The organism is Gemmatimonas sp. (assembly GCF_027531815.1).
Classification (GTDB): Bacteria; Gemmatimonadota; Gemmatimonadetes; order Gemmatimonadales; family Gemmatimonadaceae; genus Gemmatimonas.
Genome location: NZ_JAPZSK010000009.1, coordinates 49946 through 69908, shown reverse-complemented (window position 1 = coordinate 69908; position 19963 = coordinate 49946). Strand labels below are relative to the sequence as shown.

Annotated in this window: 12 protein-coding genes; 7 read left to right on the top strand and 5 right to left on the bottom strand. The window is 69.8% G+C overall.

Going from position 1 to position 19963, the window contains the following annotated elements; genetic code table 11:
• Positions 1-5 precede the first annotated feature (5 nt).
• Together O9271_RS12085 and O9271_RS12080 are read right to left on the bottom strand one after the other, a co-directional pair.
• Positions 6-782: an SDR family oxidoreductase gene (locus O9271_RS12085; protein ID WP_298269974.1), complete on the bottom strand. Its 777-nt coding sequence runs from the start codon at positions 780-782 to the stop codon at positions 6-8.
• Complete coding sequence (locus O9271_RS12080; protein ID WP_298269971.1) at positions 779-2431, bottom strand: serine hydrolase domain-containing protein; 1653 nt, start codon at positions 2429-2431, stop codon at positions 779-781. Before O9271_RS12080 ends, O9271_RS12085 begins: the two co-directional genes overlap by 4 nt.
• Before the next feature lie 79 nt (positions 2432-2510).
• Between O9271_RS12080 and O9271_RS12075 the strand changes: the two genes are divergently transcribed.
• Entirely contained in the window at positions 2511-2753 is a 243-nt protein-coding gene (locus tag O9271_RS12075; protein ID WP_298269969.1) for a hypothetical protein, read from the top strand.
• A 14-nt stretch (positions 2754-2767) separates the two neighbouring features.
• On the top strand, positions 2768-3316 hold the full coding sequence (locus tag O9271_RS12070) for an EVE domain-containing protein (RefSeq protein WP_298269966.1): 549 nt from the start codon (positions 2768-2770) through the stop codon (positions 3314-3316).
• Between the two features lie 29 nt (positions 3317-3345).
• Here O9271_RS12070 and O9271_RS12065 read toward each other — a convergent pair whose 3' ends face one another.
• The gene (locus O9271_RS12065; RefSeq protein WP_298269963.1) at positions 3346-4413 is read right to left on the bottom strand and encodes an NADH:flavin oxidoreductase/NADH oxidase; all 1068 of its coding nucleotides are present in this window, start codon (positions 4411-4413) and stop codon (positions 3346-3348) included.
• Positions 4414-4509: 96 nt separating this feature from the next.
• Here O9271_RS12065 and O9271_RS12060 point away from each other — a divergent pair, with 96 nt between their 5' ends.
• A complete protein-coding gene (locus O9271_RS12060; RefSeq protein ID WP_298269960.1) occupies positions 4510-6087 on the top strand; it encodes a Na+/H+ antiporter in 1578 nt (525 codons plus the stop codon).
• A gap of 46 nt (positions 6088-6133) precedes the next feature.
• Here O9271_RS12060 and O9271_RS12055 read toward each other — a convergent pair whose 3' ends face one another.
• Both O9271_RS12055 and O9271_RS12050 read right to left on the bottom strand, forming a co-directional pair.
• Positions 6134-7177, bottom strand: a complete 1044-nt coding sequence (locus O9271_RS12055; protein ID WP_298269958.1) for a hypothetical protein — start codon at positions 7175-7177, stop codon at positions 6134-6136.
• Entirely contained in the window at positions 7177-9237 is a 2061-nt protein-coding gene (locus O9271_RS12050) for a PQQ-binding-like beta-propeller repeat protein (RefSeq protein ID WP_298269955.1), read from the bottom strand. The genes O9271_RS12055 and O9271_RS12050 overlap by 1 nt, the downstream gene beginning before the upstream one ends.
• Before the next feature lie 72 nt (positions 9238-9309).
• Between O9271_RS12050 and O9271_RS12045 the strand changes: the two genes are divergently transcribed.
• The 4 genes from O9271_RS12045 (at position 9310) to recD (ending at position 19744) form a co-directional block, all read left to right on the top strand.
• Positions 9310-10635, top strand: coding sequence for a Zn-dependent hydrolase (locus O9271_RS12045; protein ID WP_298269952.1), 1326 nt, complete (start codon positions 9310-9312; stop codon positions 10633-10635).
• 90 nt (positions 10636-10725) lie between these two features.
• Positions 10726-14070: an exodeoxyribonuclease V subunit gamma gene (locus O9271_RS12040; protein WP_298269949.1), complete on the top strand. Its 3345-nt coding sequence runs from the start codon at positions 10726-10728 to the stop codon at positions 14068-14070.
• Positions 14067-17831: an exodeoxyribonuclease V subunit beta gene (gene recB / locus O9271_RS12035; RefSeq protein WP_298269946.1), complete on the top strand. Its 3765-nt coding sequence runs from the start codon at positions 14067-14069 to the stop codon at positions 17829-17831. The genes O9271_RS12040 and recB overlap by 4 nt, the downstream gene beginning before the upstream one ends.
• Entirely contained in the window at positions 17828-19744 is a 1917-nt protein-coding gene (gene recD / locus O9271_RS12030; RefSeq protein WP_298269943.1) for an exodeoxyribonuclease V subunit alpha, read from the top strand. Before recB ends, recD begins: the two co-directional genes overlap by 4 nt.
• Positions 19745-19963 lie beyond the last annotated feature (219 nt).

Sequence of the window (19963 nt, the reverse complement as noted above, 5' to 3'; positions counted from 1 at the left end):
GGGGGTCAGCCGTTGAGGTGCAGGCCGTTGTCGATGCGGATGACTTCGCCGGTGATGCCCACCGGTCCATCCACGAGAAACAGCGTGAGTGCCGCCACTTCGTCGGGGTGCAGCAGCCGCTTGAGGGGCTGTGTCTCGAGATAGCGGGCCTCCACCGCTGCCAGCGCAGCGGGATCGAGAACGCGGCTGGGGAGTCCGCCGGCCACATAGCCCGGGGCAATGGCGTTCACGCGGATGTGCGGCGCCAGCGAGCGGGCCGTGGAGAGCGTGAGCGCAATCACGGCCCCCTTGCTGGCGGCGTAGGCGACGCTCGACCCCACCCCCGACAGCCCGGCGATGGACGAGTAGTTCACGATGGCGCCGCGTCCGCTGCGCTCGAGCGCACCGCGGCAGGCACGAATCATCTGGAAGGTGCCCAGCACATTCACGTCGTTCGTGCGCCCGAACTCGCTCGAGGGCAGCGCCTCGAGGTCATGGTGCGGCACGAAGCGCGTCACGCCGGCGCAGTTCACCAGGCCGTCGAGTCGACCGAAGTGCTGTTCGGTGCGATCGGCGGCGCGGCGACAGCTGGCGTCGTCGGTGACATCGAGGTCCACCACCAGCGCGTCGGCGCCCAGTGCGGTGCATTCGGCCTGCACCGCCTCAGCCTCGCGTTGCGTGGCGGGCAGGGTGGCAACGGCCACGCGCCACCCGGCACGGGCGAAGGCGCGTGCGCACGCGGCGCCGATGCCGGTGGCGGCACCGGTGATGAGGACGACCGGAACATCAAGAGCGCCGCTCACGGGACGCGCACCGCAGTGAAGTGCCACGCGCGACTCGCCCCGAAGTGCATCTCGCGCCCCGCGCCGTTGCGGCCACGCGTGAACCAGACGGCATTGTCGCTCCCCGCGAACGCGTCGCGCGCCGTGGGGGTGAGGGTATCCACTACCCCGGGGCGCGGGCTCACCGTGAGCGTGCCGTTCTGCACGGCCACATCGAATGTGACCCCGATTTCATTGCTGGCGTAGCGTCCCATCAGCGCCTGCAGTTCGCTCGCGGAGGGATTCCAGCGCTCCGCCTGTCGCCACCGGTGCACGACGCTGTCGCCGTCGCTCGTTGTCGAACGCAGCGTGCGCGTGCGTCCGTCCGCGTCCATCGCGAACCGCATCACCTGGCTGCCCACGAGATAGGTGCCGTCGCGCAGCGGCCGCACGGGAGCGCCGTCGAGACGCATGCTCCCACCGGCCGTGTCCATGACGGCCACGCTGTGCCACCGTGTGTCTTCGTACAGGCCGCGCCAGGGGAGCAGGGTTGGCAGCGTGGCCGGCACGGTATCTCGCGCCGCCGCACGCGGTAACTCCGGGTGCAGGGCGTCCACGATGGCGTGCGTGTAGTTCGTGGCCGGTGCGCCGGCCGAGTTGCACAGCACGGCAATGGAGAGATTGCCCAGCTGCGGATAGCGGGCCAGATACGTGCTGTACCCTGCGGTCGAGCCCGAGTGCGCAACCTGCGGCGTGCCGCGGTACTCGCCCACCATGAGGCCCAGCGCATAGCCGATGTCGATCCCGCTGGTGAGGCGCATGCGGCGGCTCAGCGAGTCCACCACGGCGGCGCCCAGCGCGCGCTTCGTGAGGTGCTCGTTCCACGCGAGCCAGTCTCCCACCGTGGTCCACAGACCGCCGGCGGCAATGACGTGGTCGTTGGGCATGTCCAGCTGCCACTCGCCGCGATGGCGCCGGTACGCCTGCGCCAGCCCGGGCACCACGCGCGTGAAGTTGCCACGCCACGATGTGTGCGTGAGCCCGAGCGGCTTGAAGATGCGCTCGGCCGTGAACGTCTCGAAGTCCTGGCCGCTCACGCGCTCCACGAGCGTGCGCGCCAGCAGGTACCCCGAGTTGGTGTACGAATAGTGGTCACCCACCGGATAGTTGAGCGCGCGCTGGCTGGTGATGATGCGGAACGCATCGCCCTGCGTGTGCATGCGCGTGCCGCGCGGCCACCCCTGCCAGGCCACGAGGTTGCTCCACTCGCGTAGCCCGCTGGTGTGCGTCAGCAGATGACGCACCGTGATGGTGCGCCCGTACGTGGGCAGCTCGGGCAGGTAGCGCCGCGCATCATCCTCCAACCGGAGCTTGCCGTCGGCCACCAGCAGCATCACCGCCGTGGCGGTGAACTGCTTGGCCACAGACCCCGATTCGAGAATGGTGGCGGGGGTGATGGGGCGTCCGCCGGCAAGATCGGCCATGCCGTAGCCGCGCTCGAGCAGCGTGACGCCGCCGCGCGCGATGCCCACGGCGCAGCCGGGCGAGTGGGTGCTGTTCCACGGCGCAAAGACCTTGTCGGTAATGGCCGTGAGCTGCGCGGTCGCAGGCGTCTGGCTCCACGCCGGCGCGGCCGTCGTGCACAGCAGGAGCGCGGCGAGGGCGCTGGTGACAGGGGGGAGAGGTCGCATGGGGCGAAGCTACAGCCCGGCCCCGCAGGGGGCCACGGCGCGTCCCTTCGGGAATTGACGCCGACGATAACTTGCAGCCATGCCCATCTACGTCTACGAAACCATCCCCGCGGCGCCCGATGCGGTGCCCGAACGGTTCGAGGTCCGCCAGTCGATGGCCGACGCGCCGCTCACCCAGCATCCGGAGACGCAGCTGCCGGTGCGTCGCGTGCTTTCGGGCGGGTTGGTCACGTTCACCCACGGGCAGTCCGGCGACGCGTGCGCCGTGCCGAGCGGGCCGCCCCGTGGCGGGTGCGGCAGTGGCAACTGCTGCATGAACTGACGGGGCTTCCGCGCATGCCGGCCAAGAAAGCCCCCAAGTCGATGCCCTACGAGCAGGGCGCGTGGGCGCACGTGTTTGCGCCGCGGACGCCCGGCGAGCAACGCTTCTGGCTCATCAAGTCGGAGCCCGACGTGTTCTCCTGGAGCGATCTGCTGCAGGCGCCCAAGCGGACCACGTGCTGGGACAGTGTACGCAACAGCAGCGCCCGCAACTTCATGCGCGACGGCATGAAGAAGGGAGACCTCGCGTTCTACTACCACTCCAACGCCGAGCCGTCGGGTATCGTGGGCATCTGCGAGGTCGTGCGCGAGGGCTATCCCGACCCGACGGCGTGGGATCCGCAGCACGACTACTTCGATCCCAAGAGCGACCCCGATATGCCGACCTGGTACATGGTCGATGTGAAGGCGGTGCAGCCGTTTCGCACCATGGTCACGCTGCCGCAGCTCAAGGCCGACCCGGCGCTGACCGAGATGGCGCTCATCAAGGTGGGGCGGCTGTCGGTGGTCCCGGTTGCTGCGCCCGAGTGGGCGCACATCTGTCAGCTGGGCGGCCTCGACTGACGCACGGCCAAGGCTGACGCCGGTTGGCGTCAGCGCCGTCGCGCGCGCAGGTACTGGTTGGGCCAGTCGCCGACCGCGCCCAAGGCGTGTGCCGCCTCGAGCGCCCACCGCGGATGCCGCAGCATTTCGCGCGCAAGCAGCACCAGGTCGGCCTCACCGTTGGCCACGATGGCTTCGGCCTGCGCGGCGTCGGTGATGAGGCCAACGGCCGCCGTGGGCATCTGCGCGTCGCGGCGAATGCGCGCAGCGAACGGCACCTGATAGCCGGGGCGCACCTCGATCTGCTGGTGCGCCACGTTCCCGCCCGATGAACTGTCAATGAGATCGACACCGAGCGCCGCCAATCGCACGGCGAGTTGTACCGAATCGTCGAGCGACCACCCGCCGTTTGCCCACTCCGTGGCGGAGATGCGCACGAACAGCGGCGCGTCGTCGGGCCATACGGCACGCACCGCCGCCGCCACCTCGCAGGTCAGCCGGATGCGATTCTCGAAGCTCCCGCCGTACGCGTCGTGCCGTTCGTTGGTGAGGGGCGAGAGGAACGCGTTCAGCAGGTAGCCGTGCGCCGCATGCACTTCGGCGACCCGGAATCCGGCGGCGAGCGCGCGCCGTGCCCCGCTCGCGAAGGCCTCGATCACGGCGGCGATCTCGGCGCCCGACATGGCGTGCGGCACCGGATAATCTGCCGCGAAGGGCGTGGCCGACGGGCCGAGCACCGGCCAGCCCCCCTCGCTCTCCGGCACCATGCCGCCCCCGTCCCACGGACGGCGCGTACTGGCCTTGCGCCCCGCGTGCGCCAGCTGAATGCCGGCCACGGCGCCCTGCGCGTGGATGAAGTCGGTGATGCGCCGCAGCATGGGCACGTGGGCGTCGCTCCAGATGCCCAGATCGGCCGGGGAGATGCGCCCCTCCGGGAGCACGGCCGTGGCTTCGCTGATCACGAGCCCCACACCGCCGGTGGCGAAGGCGCCCAGATGCACGAGGTGCCAGTCGTTGGCATGACCGTCCACGGCCGAGTACTGGCACATGGGTGCAACGCCGATCCGGTTGCGGAGCGTGAGCCCACGCAGCGTGAACGGGGAGAACAGAGCGGACATGATGGCCGGGATCGCAGGGCGAGAGCGGACGTGCTCCACGAAAGGTAGCGGGCGCCCGTGCATTTTCGCTGAAACGGGGTGAGCTTCCGATCACGCATGGAATCGCACTCCCCCATCCTCGTTGGCCTCGCCTTTGCCACCCTGGTGGTGGCACTCACGGCGTTCGGCCGTCGCTTGCCGATCCCCGCACCGGTGCTGCAGGTACTGGCGGGGCTCGTGCTCGCGGCGCTGCCGGGGGTGACTGTGCCCACGCTCCAGCCCGATCTCGTCTTTTTCGTCTTCCTGCCCCCCATTCTCTGGGCCGCGGCATTCTTCACCAGCCTGCGCGAGTTCACCGCCAATCGCCGTCCCATCGGGCTGCTGGCCATCGGACTCGTGGTGGCGACCACCGTGAGCGTGGCGTTCGCCGCGCGCGCACTCTTTCCGGGCATGCCGTGGGCGGTCGCGGTCGCGCTGGGCGCCATCGTCTCTCCCCCCGATGCCGTGGCCGCCGCGGCCGTGGTTTCGCGGCTGCCGGTTCCGCGACGCGTGATCGTGGTGCTCGAGGGCGAGAGCCTGGTCAACGATGCCTCGGCGCTGGTGCTCTATCGCTCGGCGGTGGCCGCAGCCGTGACCGGCGTGTTCAGCCTTGGCGAGTCGGTGGTGCGCTTCTTCCTGGATGCGGGCGTGGGTGTGCTGGTGGGGCTTGCCGTGGGCTGGGTGCTGGTGTGGGCGCTGCGGCGCACGCACGATGAGCTCGCGGAAATCCTGCTGACGCTCGCGGGTCCGTACGCCGCGTGGATCCTTGCCGAAGAGATGCACGTGTCGGCGGTGCTCGCGTGCGTGGCCGGCGGACTGTACGTGCGGCAGCACTTCTCCACCGTGGTGGGGCCGCGCTCGCGCATTCAGTCCAAGGCCGTGTGGGATCTGGTGGTCTTCGTGCTCAACGCCATGATCTTCGTGCTGCTCGGCATGCAGTTCACGGCACTGCTCCAGGCCACGTCGCTGGCGGCGCTGCCGTCGCTGCTGGCCCCGGGGCTGGTGATCAGTGCGGTATGCGTCGTGGTGCGCTTGCTCTGGGTACCCATTGCCACGTGGATGCCGCGCTGGCTCAGCCCACGGCTTGCCCGGCGCGATCCCCTGCCACAACCCAGGGCAGTGGCGCTCGTGGCCTGGACGAGCATGCGGGGCATTGTGTCGCTGGCTACGGCGCTGGCGCTGCCGCTCACGCTGGCCAACGGCGAACCGTTCCCGTTTCGGCAGGAGCTGCTCTACGTCACGATGACCGTCATCCTGTTCACGCTGGTGGTGCAGGGGTGCACGCTGGCACCGCTCATCCGGCGCTTCCGCTTCACGCCGGAAACGCACCATGCGCAGGAGGAGCGCTTTGCCCGCATCGAGGCGCTGCGGCGCGCGTCCGATGTGCTCGAGGACGCGGCCGCCGACGGGGTGACCAGTGCCGACGATGTATCGTGGCTGCGCGCCGAACTGCGCGATCGCATGGCGGCGCAGCAGGACCCTTCGCGCGCACGCGAGCGGCACCTGCTGCGCCAACGCATGCGGGAGGCGGAGCGACGCATGCTCGTGCGATTGCGCAACGAGGGCGCCATTTCCGACGAAGTGCTGCGCGAGCTCGAACAGGAGCTGGATCTCGACGCGCTGCGGTTGGCCACGGCCGCGCCGCACGCGCACTGAGGCCTCGCGCTCGGCGGCACCGCGCTCGGCGGCACCGCCGGAGCGCTCAGGGGATCGGCGGCCCCTCGTGCGAGGCCGGCGCCCGCGTGCTGTTTTCAGCGAGGCGATCGAAGCGGCTCAGGCGTTCCACATCGATGGCCAGCGCGCCGTCGATGGATTCGATGAAGACGTTCGCGAACTTCGCGTCCCAGGTGACCTCGTCCCAGGCGTACGAGTGGCTCACCGACACCTGCGTGGAGAAGGTCTCCTCGTGCGCACTGATGCGGATGAGGATTTCGGCCTCGCCACGCCGCAGGCGCTCGGGCGTGACACCGCGCAGCGGACTCGCGTCGTCGATGGGGTGCACGATGGTCCAGTGCAGCGGAAAGAACGTGACGTCGCGCCGCTCGAGCTTGAGCTGGTGGAAGTTGCGTTCGCGCGGCCCATCGATGTTCTCGAACCACGTCATGCTCACGGCGGCGCGCACATCGGTGAGCTCGCTGGGCAGCTCGTTCACGATGCGAAACATGAGCGCGCGCCCCCCTTCGTACGGCGCGATGACCGCCGATTCGCTGAAGCGGATCTGTGCGCGCGGCCGGGTGAGCCGGGCAATGATGATGCCCAGCACGACCATGGCGAGGAGCGGCCCGAGCAGCGCCTCGGTCACGGTGAGCAGGTGGGCCGTGGCGCCGGCTGCGTGTACGCCGTCGGTGCCGGTCGTGGTGAACACCCCCACGCTGTACACGAAGGCGCGCAGGAACGGATCGGTGAGGCCGAGGGTGTCGGTGCCCACCAGCGCGGCGTCGCCGAGCGCCCGGTAGGCGAGGGCGAAGAGGCCGTTGAGCAGCAGGATGCCCCCCACGAGCCAGAGCAGGAACTGCGGCCATGGTGTGGCGAGCGCGCGCAGGTAGAACTGCTCAGCCGCCTGCCCGCGCAGGCCGAGCTTGCGGGCGGTGGAGTGACCGTCGGGGGAGAGAAAGCGCCCGCGCACCGACTGCGCCACGACGCGACCGAAGCCCAGGTCGGACTCGGCGGGGCTGGACGTGGCGAAGGAGCTGGGGCGCGGCCGTGCCGCGGCCTCCTCGCCCGGATCGTGCGGCGTGGTGGACATCAGAGCGAGAACGCCACGTACACGCCACCGCTGGGGGCGCCGTTCTTGCCGCCACCGCAGGCGATCACGAGGTACTGCTTGCCATTCACCATGTACGTGCTCGGGGTGGCGTTGCCGGCAAAGGGGAGCGTCGCTTCCCAGAGCAGGGCGCCGTTGGCCTTGTCGAACGCACGGATCTTGTTGTCGTAGGTGGTGGCGGCAATGATGAGCAGCCCGTTTTCGGTGACGATGGCCCCGCCGTAGCTGTCGGTGCCCGTGTTCTTCACCCCCTTGGCGGCCAGCTTGGGGTACTCACCGAAGGGAATCGACCACGCGATCGTGCCCGTGTTGAGGTTGATGGCGTTGAGCGTGCCCCACGGCGTCTTCACGCCAGGGTAGCCCTCGTGATCGAGGAAGATGTCGAAGTACGCCGTGCGATAGGGCAGCGCGTACGGACTGGGCGCGGCCGCGACCTTAGCCTTGGTTTCGTCCTTGCCGGTGACGAGATAGTTCACGATGTCGTTGATGGCCCCACCATCCATGGCGGCGCCGAAGCCCGGCATGCGTCCCGTGCCTTCGCGCACCATCTGCACGATCTGTTCGCGCGAGCGCCGGCTGGCAATGTCCAGCAGGGAGGGGCCCAGCGCGGAGCCCTTGCGATTGGCCCCGTGACAGCCGGCGCAGTTGGCGCCGTACAGGGAGGCATCGCTGCGCGGCACGAGCTTGAGCAGCCACGCCATTTCGTTGGAGTTCACGTACATGAGGCCGGTCTTCGGGTCGAAGGCCGGGCCGCCCCATTCGCCGCCGCCATCCACGCCGGGGTAGATGATGATCCCCTTGCCGTTGGGCGCCGTGAACGGGTGCGGCGTGCTGTATTGGTTGAACGTCTTGAGTGCCGCGCGATATGCGGCCGGCGTGCGCCGCGTGAGGTCGTTGCGGGTGAGCTGCTGCCGCGCGAAGGGGGGCGGGCTCACCGGAAACGGCTGCGACGGTGACGGATGTTCGCCGGGGAGCGCCAGCTTGGGCATGGCGCGCTCCTCGATGGGGAAGAGCGGCGTGCCCGTGACGCGATCGAAGAGAAACGTGTGCCCCGTCTTGGTGATCTGCGCGACGGCGTCCACCGCCTTCCCGCCGCGCTGCACCGTGACGAGGATGGGCGCGGCCGGCAAATCGCGGTCCCACAGGTCGTGGCGCAGCACCTGGTAGTGCCAGAGCCGTTGGCCGGTGCGGGCATCGAGCGCGATGACGCTGTTGGCGTACAGGTTGTCGCCCAGCCGGTTGGCGCCGTAGAAGTCGTAGCTGGCCGAGCCGGTGGCGGCGAAGACCATGCCGCGTGGCGCGTCGAGGGTGACGCCGCTCCAGGCGTTCGCGCCGCCGGCCACCTTCCAGGCATCGGGGGGCCACGTGTCGTAGCCCGGCTCGCCGGGGTGCGGAATGGTGTGGAAGCTCCATACCTGCTTGCCGGTGGTGATGTCGAAGGCGCGGATGTCGCCCGGCGCACTGGGCAGTTGCTCCGGCACCGTGCTGCCCATGATGAGCAGGTTGCCAAACACCACGCCTGGCGTGGACGCGCTTACGGAGAGCCCTTCAATGGACCGGCCAAGCCCCTGACGCAGATCCACCCACCCACTGTCGCCGAAGCTGCGAATGGGTTGCCCGGTGCGGCGATCGAGGGCGTACAGGCGATTGCGGTAGTTGAAGAGCACGCGGTCGCCCGTGACCACGACCCCACGGTGCCGAATGCGGGAGGTGGGGGGCGCCCCGTTCTGCGGATCGAAGCGCCAAAGCTGCCGCCCAGTGGCCGCATCGAGGGCAAAGACCTGCAACTTGGGCGTGGTGGCGTAGAGCACCCCGTCGATGACAATGGGGTTGGCCTGCATCTCCGAGCCGGCAAAGGCGTCGCCCGTATCGAAGGTCCACGCCACCTTGAGCTGCTTCACGTTGGCCGGCGAGATCTGCGACAGCGTGGAGTAGTGGGTGTGATCGTCGTTGCCGTGATACACCGGCCAGTCGGCGTTCTGGGCGTGGGCCGCGCTGGCGGCGATGGCCAGCAGGGGAGGCAGGAGGAGCAGTCGACGCATGCGGGATCGGGAAGAAGGGTCGACGGGAAAGCTACGGCTCCCGCGCGCCTCGTGCGAAGCGCAGATTAGGGGATGATTCGTCGACACTTCGTGCAACAGGCCGCCGCGCTCGCCGCGCTGCCGGCGTTGAGCCGCCTCGGCGGTACTTCTCATGTCGGGACCGCGCAGGCGAAGCCGCTGGTGGTCAATGGTGCCAGGCTCAACGGCTGGCTGACGGAGTTCGATCGCATCGGCCGCACGGCGGGTGGCATCAACCGGGTCGCGTATTCGGAGGCCGATCTGGCCGGTCGCGCCTTCACGCGCCGCCTGTTCGAGCAGAGCGGGCTGACGCTGCGTCTCGACACCGCCGGCAACATGCTGGCGCGCGTGCCGGGGAGCGATGCCCGTCTCTCGCCCATTCTCATCGGGTCGCACATCGACTCGGTGACCGACGGCGGCAACTTCGACGGCCCCGTGGGCTCGTTCGCCGCCATCGAGGTGGCGCGGTCACTGGCCGAACAGAAGGTGCAGCTGCGTCACCCGCTCGAGGTGGTGGTGTGGCAGAATGAGGAAGGGGGCACCATTGGCAGCAAGATTGCCGTGGGGCTGCTCACGCCGGCCGATCTCGACAAGGTGGCGCGCAGCGGCAAGACCGTGCGCGAGGGGATCGGCATTGTTGGCGGCGACGTGTCACGCCTGAACGAGGCGGTGCGCAAGCAGGGGGACATTGCCGGCTACATCGAGCTGCACATCGAGCAGGGTGGGCTGCTGGAGAAGGCCAGTCGGCAGATTGGCGTGGTGGAAGGCATTGTGGGTCTGCGCTGGTTCGAGATCACCATTACGGGCTTCTCCAACCACGCCGGCGCCACGCCCATGGACCAGCGGCAGGATGCCATGCTGGCGGCGGCGAAGTTCACCGTGGCGGTGAACGACGCCATTCGCAGCGAAGGCGGGCGGCAGGTGGCCACGGTGGGGCGGCTCAACGTGACCCCCAACACGACCAACGTGATTCCCGGGCAGGTGGTGCTCACGGTGGATCTGCGCGACCTCGAACAGGCGAAGATCGATCGCTTCACCGCCACCTTCGAGCGGCTCGGGCGCGAGATCGGGGCGGCCACCAACACGGCGTTCGCCTTCTCGCAGATGGTGAACAGCACGCCGGCCCTGTCCGACGCGCGCATCATGGACGTGGTGCAGGGGAGTGCGACGGCGTTGGGACTCTCGCATCAGCGCATGCCCAGCGGCGCGGGGCACGACGCGCAGGAAGTGGCGCACATTGCGCCCATGGGGATGATCTTCATTCCGAGCGTGGGCGGTATTTCGCACTCGCCCAAGGAGTTTTCGCGGGCGGCGGACATCACCAACGGGGCCAACGTGCTGCTCAACGCCGTGGTGGCGGCGGATCGGGCGCTGGGCTGATTCACGGCGCGACGCGGGTGGGACGGCCGCCGTCCCGCCTGCGCTCCTCGGCTGTCCTGTTTTGTCGGCCCCCCTTTGCAGATTGTACGCATGTCGCTCTTGACGATCGTGACGGGGGACTCCCCGAATGCCCTGCTGGCGCACATGGAGGCGCGGCTGGCCGCGGCCCCGCTGCCGCCTTTCGAGGACGAGCGCATCGTCGTGCAATCGCTGGGCATGGAGAAGTGGGTCCGGCAGCAGCTCGCCCTGCGGCAGGGGTGCGCCGCGTCGCTCGATCTCCCCTTTCCGGCGGCCTTCTGCCGGCATCTGTCGGAACAGCTGCACCGCGGCGCGGCCGATGGGGCCTGGGCGCCCGGGATCGACGCACGCTTCGAGGAGCAGGCGCTCATCTGGCGCGTCTTTGCGCTGCTGCAGCAGGAGGCGCTGCTGGCCCACGAGGTGTTTGCGCCGTTGCGCCATTATCTCCACGGCGCCGATGACGCCAAGCGGTACGGACTCGCGCAGCGCATCGCCGGTCGATTCGACGAGTACCGTCTCTACCGCCCGGAGTTGCTGCTCGACTGGGAAGCCGATGCGGAGCCACGCACCGCCAATGCCCACGAAGGGTGGCAGGCGGCGTTGTGGCGCGCGCTGCTGCAGGGGGAGCGCCCCATGCACTTTGCCCGCTGGTTTCTGCAGACCATCGAGCGCCTCGAGCAGCTGGCCAGCGCGCCGGCCGGCGTGCCGTCGCGGGTCTCCGTGTTTGGCGTGTCCACGCTGCCGCCCCTGTTCGTGCGGCTGCTGCGCGCCGTGTCACGGTTCGTGCCGGTACACGTATACGTGCTTGCTCCCGACGCCAACAGTTGGCGCGACGGCGCATCGCGGCACCCCCTGTTCGAGTCGTTCGGCCAAGCCTCGCGCGATCTGCTCGCAACGCTCACCATCCCCGACGCGCACGGTGTGCGCCCGCCGGTCATGCACGTGCCCTCGGCGGCGGTCCCGTGTGACACGCTGCTGCATCGCCTGCAGCACGATCTGCGGGCCGCGCGCGCCGGCGCCCCGTTCGCGCTGGCCGGCACCGACCGCTCCCTCACGGTGCACGTGTGCTACTCGCCGCTCCGTGAAATGGAGGTGCTGCGCGACCAGCTGCTGGACGCGTTCGCCGCCGACGCCACGCTGCGTCCGCACGACGTGCTCGTCATGGTCCCCGATGTGGAGCTCTACGCGCCGTTGGCGGAGACGATCTTCGGTGATGCCCGCGCGGCACGCCCCCGAGGCGAGCCCGACACCGAAGGCGCCGCGCGGGTGGCGATTCCCTATCGCGTAGCCGATCGCACGCTGGTGCGCGAAGCCGCGCCGGCGCGCGCATTGCTGCAGTGCCTCGCGCTGGTGAACGCGCGGTGCACGGCCAGCGAGGTCCTGGGACTGCTGGGGGCGCCGGTGGTGCGCCGGGCCGCGGGGCTCACGCCCTCCCAGCTCGATCAGGTGGCGGGGTGGGTCCAGGACGCCGCCATTCGCTGGGGGTACGACGGCGCCGCGCGTGCCGCCGCCTTTGCGCTCCCTGCCATCGACGACAACAGCTGGCGCCAGGGGCTCGACCGGCTGCTCGCCGGGTACGCCACGGGGCGCACCACCGGGCTGGTGGCCGGTATGCTCCCCGTGGCGGGCGACCTGGTGGGCGACACGGAACTGCTGGGGCGATTCGCCGACTGGACCGACCACCTGTTCACCACGCTGGGCACGCTGCGTCACGAACGGCCGCTGGCGCAGTGGAGCGCCGTGCTGCTGAATGTGGCGGGCTGGCTCGTGAAGCCCGATGGTGCCGACGAGCTGGCAGCATACGATCGGCTGCTGCGCGACCTCGCGCGGCTGGGAGAACTCGCCGACGTGCGAGGCGCCGGGGCCACCCCCGACGCGCCGGTGGCATTCGACGTGGTCCATCACTGGCTCGACACCACACTCGGCACCGACGAGCACGGCAACAACTTTCTGGCCGGGGGCGTGACCATCTGCGCGATGAAGCCCATGCGCGCCATTCCGCACCGCCTCATTGCCATGCTGGGGCTCGACGACACGGCGTATCCGCGTCGCACGCGACGGGCCGCCTTCGACCTCATCGGCAGCACGCCCACGCTGGGTGACCGCGATGCGCGCATCGACGACCGGCAGCTCGTGCTCGATACGATCATGAGCGCGGGTGAGCGCCTGCTGCTGTCGTATGTGGGGCGCTCGCAGAAGAACAACGCCGACATCGCGCCGTCCATCGTCATCGCCGAGCTGCTCGATTTCCTCGACGGGCAGTGTACGCCACCGGCGGAGACGGTCACGCGCGCGCGCCGTGGCCCGCGGGAGACGCCGGTGAAGGCCCGCGCGTATCTGCAGGTGGAGCACCGCCTGCAGCCCTTCAGCGCCGAGTACTTTCGCACCGACGAGGCGCGTGACGCGCGGCTGTTCAGCTTCGATGCGGCACTGGCCCGCAGTGTGGCCCGCACTGCGCAGGCCACACGCACCACGGCCCCGGCCTTCGTGGTGGCCGACGGCACGGTCCCCGTGCTCACGCGGCCGTGGCAAATGGTCGCGACAGCCGCTGAGCGCGAACCTGTTGCGCTGGCCGATCTCATGGACGCGTGGCTCAATCCGTCGCGCTTCTACTGCCGGCGCGTGTTGCAGCTGCACGTACGGAGCGATGATCCGGTTCTCGAAGACGCCGAGCCCATGCACGTGGATACCCTACAGGGGATCCGCGTGCAGCAGGAGATGCTGGAGCAGGCCTTGGCCGGCCAGCCGCTCGCGGCGGCCGATCGCGAGCGGGTCGTGGCGGCGGGACTCCTGCCGTCGGGCGCACTCGGCCCGCACTGGTACGATGCGCTGCAGCACGAGGTGGCCCCGCTGCTGGCGCGGCTGGGTCGCCCCGTGTTTCGCGAGCCGTTCGCGGTGGATGTGACCGGCCCCGACTGGCAGCTCACCGGCCAGCTCGACCATCAGCGCGACGGCGAGCAGTGGCGCGTGCGCGCAGCCACCCTCAAGGGCAAGGACAAGGCGCGCGCGTGGATGGCGCACGTGGTGCGCAACGCCGGCGGCGCCCCGGTGGCCACGCGGGTATTTGCCAAGGACGAGGAGCTCCTGCTCGACCCGCTCCCCGACGCCCTGCCGCAACTCGATCTGCTGGTGCAGGGCTACCGTGCCGCGCGTGCGGCACCGCTGCCGTACTTCCTCGAGGCGGCGTGTGCCTATCGCACCGCGCTCCGCAAGAACGACGCCGATCCGGTTGCGGCAGCCATGAAGGCGTACACCGCCGACGGCAGCTTCGGCGCACGCGGGGACATCTGCGACGACTACGTGGCGCTCCTCTGGCGCGGGCGCCAGCCGCTGCAGGACAGCTGGGAAACATTCCGGGTCTGCGCCGATGCGTTCTGGGCCCGCTTCGATCAGCTCACGGCGAGGGCAGGCACATGAGCCACCCCCATCTGCTGGCGGCCGGCGCGGCGCCGCACGTCGCGCGCTTCGATGTGGTGAAGAGCGCCTTTCCGGCCGGCATTTCGCTGGTGGAAGCGAGTGCGGGCACCGGCAAGACGTACAACATCGCCATGAGCGTCGTGCGTCTGCTGCTCGAGCAGGATCAGACGGCGCAGCCGCTGGTGGGCGGCATCGGCCACATCCTCGTGGTCACCTTCACCGTGGCGGCCACCGATGAACTCGTTACCCGCATCCGCGAAACGCTGCGGCTGGCGAGCGACGTGTACAGCGGCGTGCAGGTCGACGAGTCCAACGCCACCGTGCAGCAGCTGCGCCGGCTGGCCAACGGCAAGGAGCCGTTCGCCCGTGCGCGTCTGGCGCAGGCGGTGCGCGAGGTGGACACCCTCGCGGTCTTCACCATTCATGGCTTCTGCAAACGCATCCTCGACGAGTTCGCTCTCGAAAGCGGCACCGCCTTTGGCGCTGCCCTCGTGGACGACGACAGCACCCTCCTGACGGGCGCGTTGCAGGACTGGTGGCGAGTGCGCTTCTACACCGACGCCGCGCTTGCGTCGTATGCCGTGACCATGGGGTGGACGCCCGAGACGTTCCTCGACGACTATCGGCAGTGGCGGCGCTTCCCCGACGTGGTGGTGACCCCCAGTCCGGCGCTCGACACCGCGCGCGGCGCCGTGGACACGGCCGTTGCCGCCTTCGCCGCCGTGTGGAACGAAGGCACCTTCCGCGAGGCGGTGGGGCAGCTGGCGTGGAACGCCGACGCCCCCTGCAAATCGCCCGTCACGCTCGAGCGGTTGGTGCAACAGGCGCGCGACGCGGCGGTGGGCGATCTGGGGGCGGCTGAAGCCGTGGGTCAGGCGTGTGCCGTGGACGCGCTCACCAAGGCCGCCACCAACCGCGGCAAGGAGCAGCAGGCGCGCCGCGCCGCCATTGCGCAGTGGCCCATCGCCCAGGCCGCCACCGCGCTTGGCGAAGCCCTCGGGCAGTTCCATCACGCCCTGCGCTTCGACTGTCTGCAGCAGGTGCGCCAGCGTCTGGATGCGGAGAAGCGCCGCCGCCGCGCATTGGGCTTCGACGACCTGCTCGAGCAACTCAGTCGGGTGCTCACCGCGCAGGGTACGCACGGGTTGCTCGCGCAGGCCATTCGCCAGCAGTACCACGCGGCACTCATCGACGAGTTCCAGGACACCGACCAGCACCAGTTCCGCATCTTCGACACGGCCTTCGGCGGACGTCCACTCTTTCTCATCGGCGACCCCAAGCAGGCCATCTACGCCTTTCGTGGGGCCGACGTGCAGGCGTACCTCGGTGCGGCGCAGCGCGCGACGCAGGCGTTCACCCTCGACGTCAATTTCCGCAGTTCGACGCCCATGGTGCGCGCCGTGAATGCGCTGTTCACGCACCGCCCCAACGCCTTCGTCGATGCCGCCATTGCCTTCCACCCCGCCACGGCCAGGGATCACAAGGCACCCACGGGGTATCGGCTCGAGGGCGAGCACACGCTGCATTGGCTCTTCGTGCCCCCCGATCGCCGTGCCGGCAAGGACACCTTCACGTCGGCGGGTCCGGCGGAGACGCTGCTCTTTGCCGCTTGCGTGTCACATATCGTGGCGCAAATCGCCGCCGGCTGTCCGCCGCGGGAGATTGCGGTGCTCGTGCGCACGACGCAGGAGGGGATCCGCATGGCCGAGACATTGCGGCGCGCCCGCGTTCCCGCCGTCGTGAGTGGGTTGGGCAATGTGCTGCAGTCTGCGGAGATGAGTGAGCTGCAGCTCGTGCTGGAAGCCATCGCCAACCCGCGGCAGCAGTCCCGCGTGCGCGCGGCGCTGGCCACCGAGCTGTGGGGGCTCTCACACGCGCAGCTGCTCGAGCTGCAGCACCCCGAGCAGGAAGAAACGTGGGAACGGCTCCTCAACCAGCTCGATTCGCTCCGCGCCCTGTGGACCTCGCGTGGCGTGCTGCCCATGCTGCAGCAGCTCTTCTCCGACCGCGCCGTGGCCGACCGGTTCATGGCGCTCGTGGATGGCGACCGACGCATGACCAACCTGCGTCATGTGGTGGAGCTGCTGCACGGCGCGGCCAGCACCGATGAGCTCAACCTGGAAGGGGTGCTGCGCTGGATGACGCAGGCACGGCAGGACACCGACCGGGAGCGCGAGGTGGCGGAGTTGCGGCTCGAGTCCGACGCCGATGCCGTGCAGGTCATGACCATGCACAAGAGCAAGGGGCTGCAGTTCGACATCGTCTACTGCCCCACGCTCTGGCGCGCGTACCCCGTTTCCGACAAGAAGCCGGTGCTCGTGCACGAAGACGGCGGCGTGATCTTCGATGCCGGCTCCCCAGACTATGCGCGGCGCCGGCAGCAGGCCGACGTGGAGCGGCTCGCCGAGGATTGCCGGCTGGCCTACGTGGCCCTCACGCGCGCCCGCTTCCGCACGTATGTGGGCTGGGGCCCCATTGGCGGCAAGAAGGGGCAGGAGCCCTCGCCCTGGTCGGCGCTGTCCTTCCTGCTGCATGGCGAACCGCACACCAACGCCCTCCCCACCGAGCAGCAGCCCGCGGCCGTAGCCGCGTGGTACGCGGCCAACCTCCAGGAGTGGGAGCCCACGCTGCGCGCGTTCTGTGAGGCGCACGGAAACCTCATGGCGCTCGAACGCGTGGAGACGAGTCTCGTGGTGCCGGCGCCCGCCACCGTTGACGCGCCAACCGTGGCGTACCTGTCGCGTACCCTGCCCGATGACATCCCTCTGGCAGAACGGCTCGATACGTACCGCGTCACCAGCTTCACCCATCTCACCGCCGGCGCGCACGGGGTACAGGGCACGCGCGCCGGCGCGCCACCCAGCGGCAACGCCGATGTGGCACGCGATGTGGACGACGAGCAGGAGAGCACGACCCCCGCGGCCAGCGTGCGCGACCTGCCGCGCACCGATTTCCGCAGCTTTCCCGCCGGGCGGCGCGCGGGCACCGTGCTGCATACGCTCTTCGAAACGTCGCGCTTCGACGACTCGGCGGAGCGGCTGCGCGAACGGGTGGCGCTGCGGCTGCTGCGTACGCAGCTCGCCAACGACGAGGGGGATCCGCGCATCGACGCCACCGTGCAGATGATGCAGACCGTGTTCGCCACGCCACTGCGGCCGTGGCCGCTGACCCTCGCCGGCGTGACGCACGAGCAGACGCGACACGAGTGGCAGTTCCTGCTCCCCTTTGCCGACGCCACGCAGCAGGTGAGTCGATATGCGCTGGCGCACTGCTTCGAGCAGCATGGTGGCCCCGACGGGGCCCGCTACGCCGAGCAGCTGCGACGATTGCCGGTCGGCCGGCTCCACGGCTTTCTCACCGGCTTTGTGGACCTCGTGTTCCGTCATGGGGATCGCTGGTACATCGTGGATTGGAAATCGAACCAGCTGGGCGTCGACCCCGCCGCGTACACCCACGAGGCACTGCAGACGGTCATGGAGACGAGTCACTACACGCTGCAGTACCATCTCTATCTCGTGGCGCTGCACCGCTACCTCACCGTTCGCCTTCCCGGCTACGACTATGCCCGGCACATGGGCGGAGCGGGGTACGCCTTCCTGCGCGGCTTCACCGCCGACTCGGTGCACACGGGGCAGGGGTGGTTTACCGACCTGCCGTCACCCGCGCTCATCGAGTCGCTGAGTGCCCTCATGGATCGCGCCTCGCCCACCATCGCGCCTGCGTTGGCGCCTGCGCTCGCGCGATCGGAGGCGGCCACATGACCAGCACCGAACCATTGCGCCATGCGCCCGCGGTGGAGCTGGCGGCCATCGATCTGGCGTTCGGTCGCATGGTGGCGCGTGCGGTGCAACGACACGGGGCGCTGGCGTCGCCGGGGCACGACGGTGGCAACGCGGCGGCCACCGCCGAACTGCTGCGCCATACGGCCCTGCTCGTGAGTGCCGAGCGGGCCATGGGCAACAGCTGCATCGACCTGCGCCAGCATGCCGGGCAGCCGTCTCCCGATGTGGCCCAGCCGCTCCCCACTACGCACGGCGCCGGCGAGGCTCCCGCCCCGTGGCTCTTTCCGCCGGTGGCCGTATGGCAGAGCGCGCTGCTGGCCAGCGGGGTGTGTGCAAACGCGGGCGTGGGCCACCACGCGGCAGCGTACGAGGGTGCGTTGTTCGTGCTCGACGGCACGCAGCTGTACCTGGCGCGTTACTTCGCCGCGGAATGCCGGCTGGCGGCGGCCATTCGCGCGCGGCTTGCTGAGCCGCCGATGGCGTCGTTCGAGGCGGTCGTCCCGCTCTTCCGCCAGCTCTTTCCGCACGCCGCCCAGGCCATGGACTGGCAGGCGCTCGCGGCCACGGCGGCGCTGCGCTCGTCGCTCACCTTCATCACGGGTGGGCCCGGTACCGGGAAAACCACGGTGGCCGCCAAGCTGTTGGCGCTGCTGCTCCAGGGGGACGCCACGCTGCGCATTGCCGTGGCGGCGCCCACCGGCCGTGCGGCCGCCCGCCTGGCCGAGGCCATTGGGGCGGCGGCGGCGCGCGAGCAGCTGGGCCCTGTCGTCACGCAGCATCTGCCTGCCACGGGCAGCACACTGCACCGTCTGTTGGGTTACCAGCCGTGGGCTGATCGCTTCACGCACCATGCCGCACATCCACTGGCCGATGACATCATCGTGGTGGACGAAGCCAGCATGGTGGACGTGCTCATGATGGACGCGCTCTTCGCCGCGGTGAAGCCGTCGGCGCGCCTCATCGTGCTGGGCGATCCCGACCAGCTGGCGAGCGTCGATACCGGCTTCGTGCTGGGGGACATCGCGCGGGCGGCGCGCAGCCACGGCAACGAAGGGGGGCATTCAGCATCGCTGGCGGCCGCGTACGCGACGCTGAGCGGCGCCGATCCGTCGCTGCTGCCGGTGTCACCTCAGGCCACCGCGTTGCACGATGCCGTCATCCGGTTGCGTACGTCGTATCGCTTCGGGGCGCAGCCGGGCATTGGGGCGCTGGCCGTGGCCACGCAGGCGGGCAATGCGGCGGCGGCGGTGCAGGTGCTGCACGATGGCGCGCTGTCCGACGTGGCCATGCACGCGCCGGCGCGCAGCCTGGTCGAGCAGCTGGGGCCCGTGCTGCCGCAGCTGGAGCACTATCTGGCCAGCAGCACGCCGGCGGAGGCGCTGGGGGCGCTGGCACAGTTCCGCGTGCTGTGCGCCCTGCGCGACGGCGAGGCGGGGGTGACGGGGCTCAACCTGCGCATCGAACGGTGGCTGCAGCAGCGGGGGCGTACGGTGGCGGGGTGGTACGATCACCGTCCCGTACTCATCACCGCCAACGATCCAGCCACGCAGCTCTTCAACGGCGACGTGGGGACCACGCTGGCCGTGGATGGGGTGCCGCTGGTGCATTTCCCGCTTTCGGGGGGCGGCTACCGGTCGCTGGCACCGTCACGACTGCCGGCGCACGAAACCGCGTGGGCCATGACGGTACACAAGTCGCAGGGGTCGGAGTTCGATCACGTGCTGCTGGTGCTCCCCGACACCGACTCCCGCATTCTCACGCGCGAGCTGGTGTACACCGGCATTACGCGCGCCCGCCGCGCGGTGACCATCAGTGGCACCGACGAGCTGTTGCGCCTGGCCATTTCGCGCAGCGTGGCCCGCGTCTCGGGGCTCACGGCCCGGCTGGCCTGAGCGCCACGGTGTCGGCAGTGCCCGGCGCCCCACCAACGCCGTGAGCAGGAGGCGCACCCGCAGGGCGCAGGACTCGGACCTCATTGCCGCCGGCGTCGACCCAACGCATGGTCGCGACCCCACCAACTACAGGCTAGCTTCGCAACGCTGCAAGCCGTGCGCCCAACACTGCGGGTTGGCCCTACGTTCCGTTCACGTCGGCCCGCGTGCCCATTCACC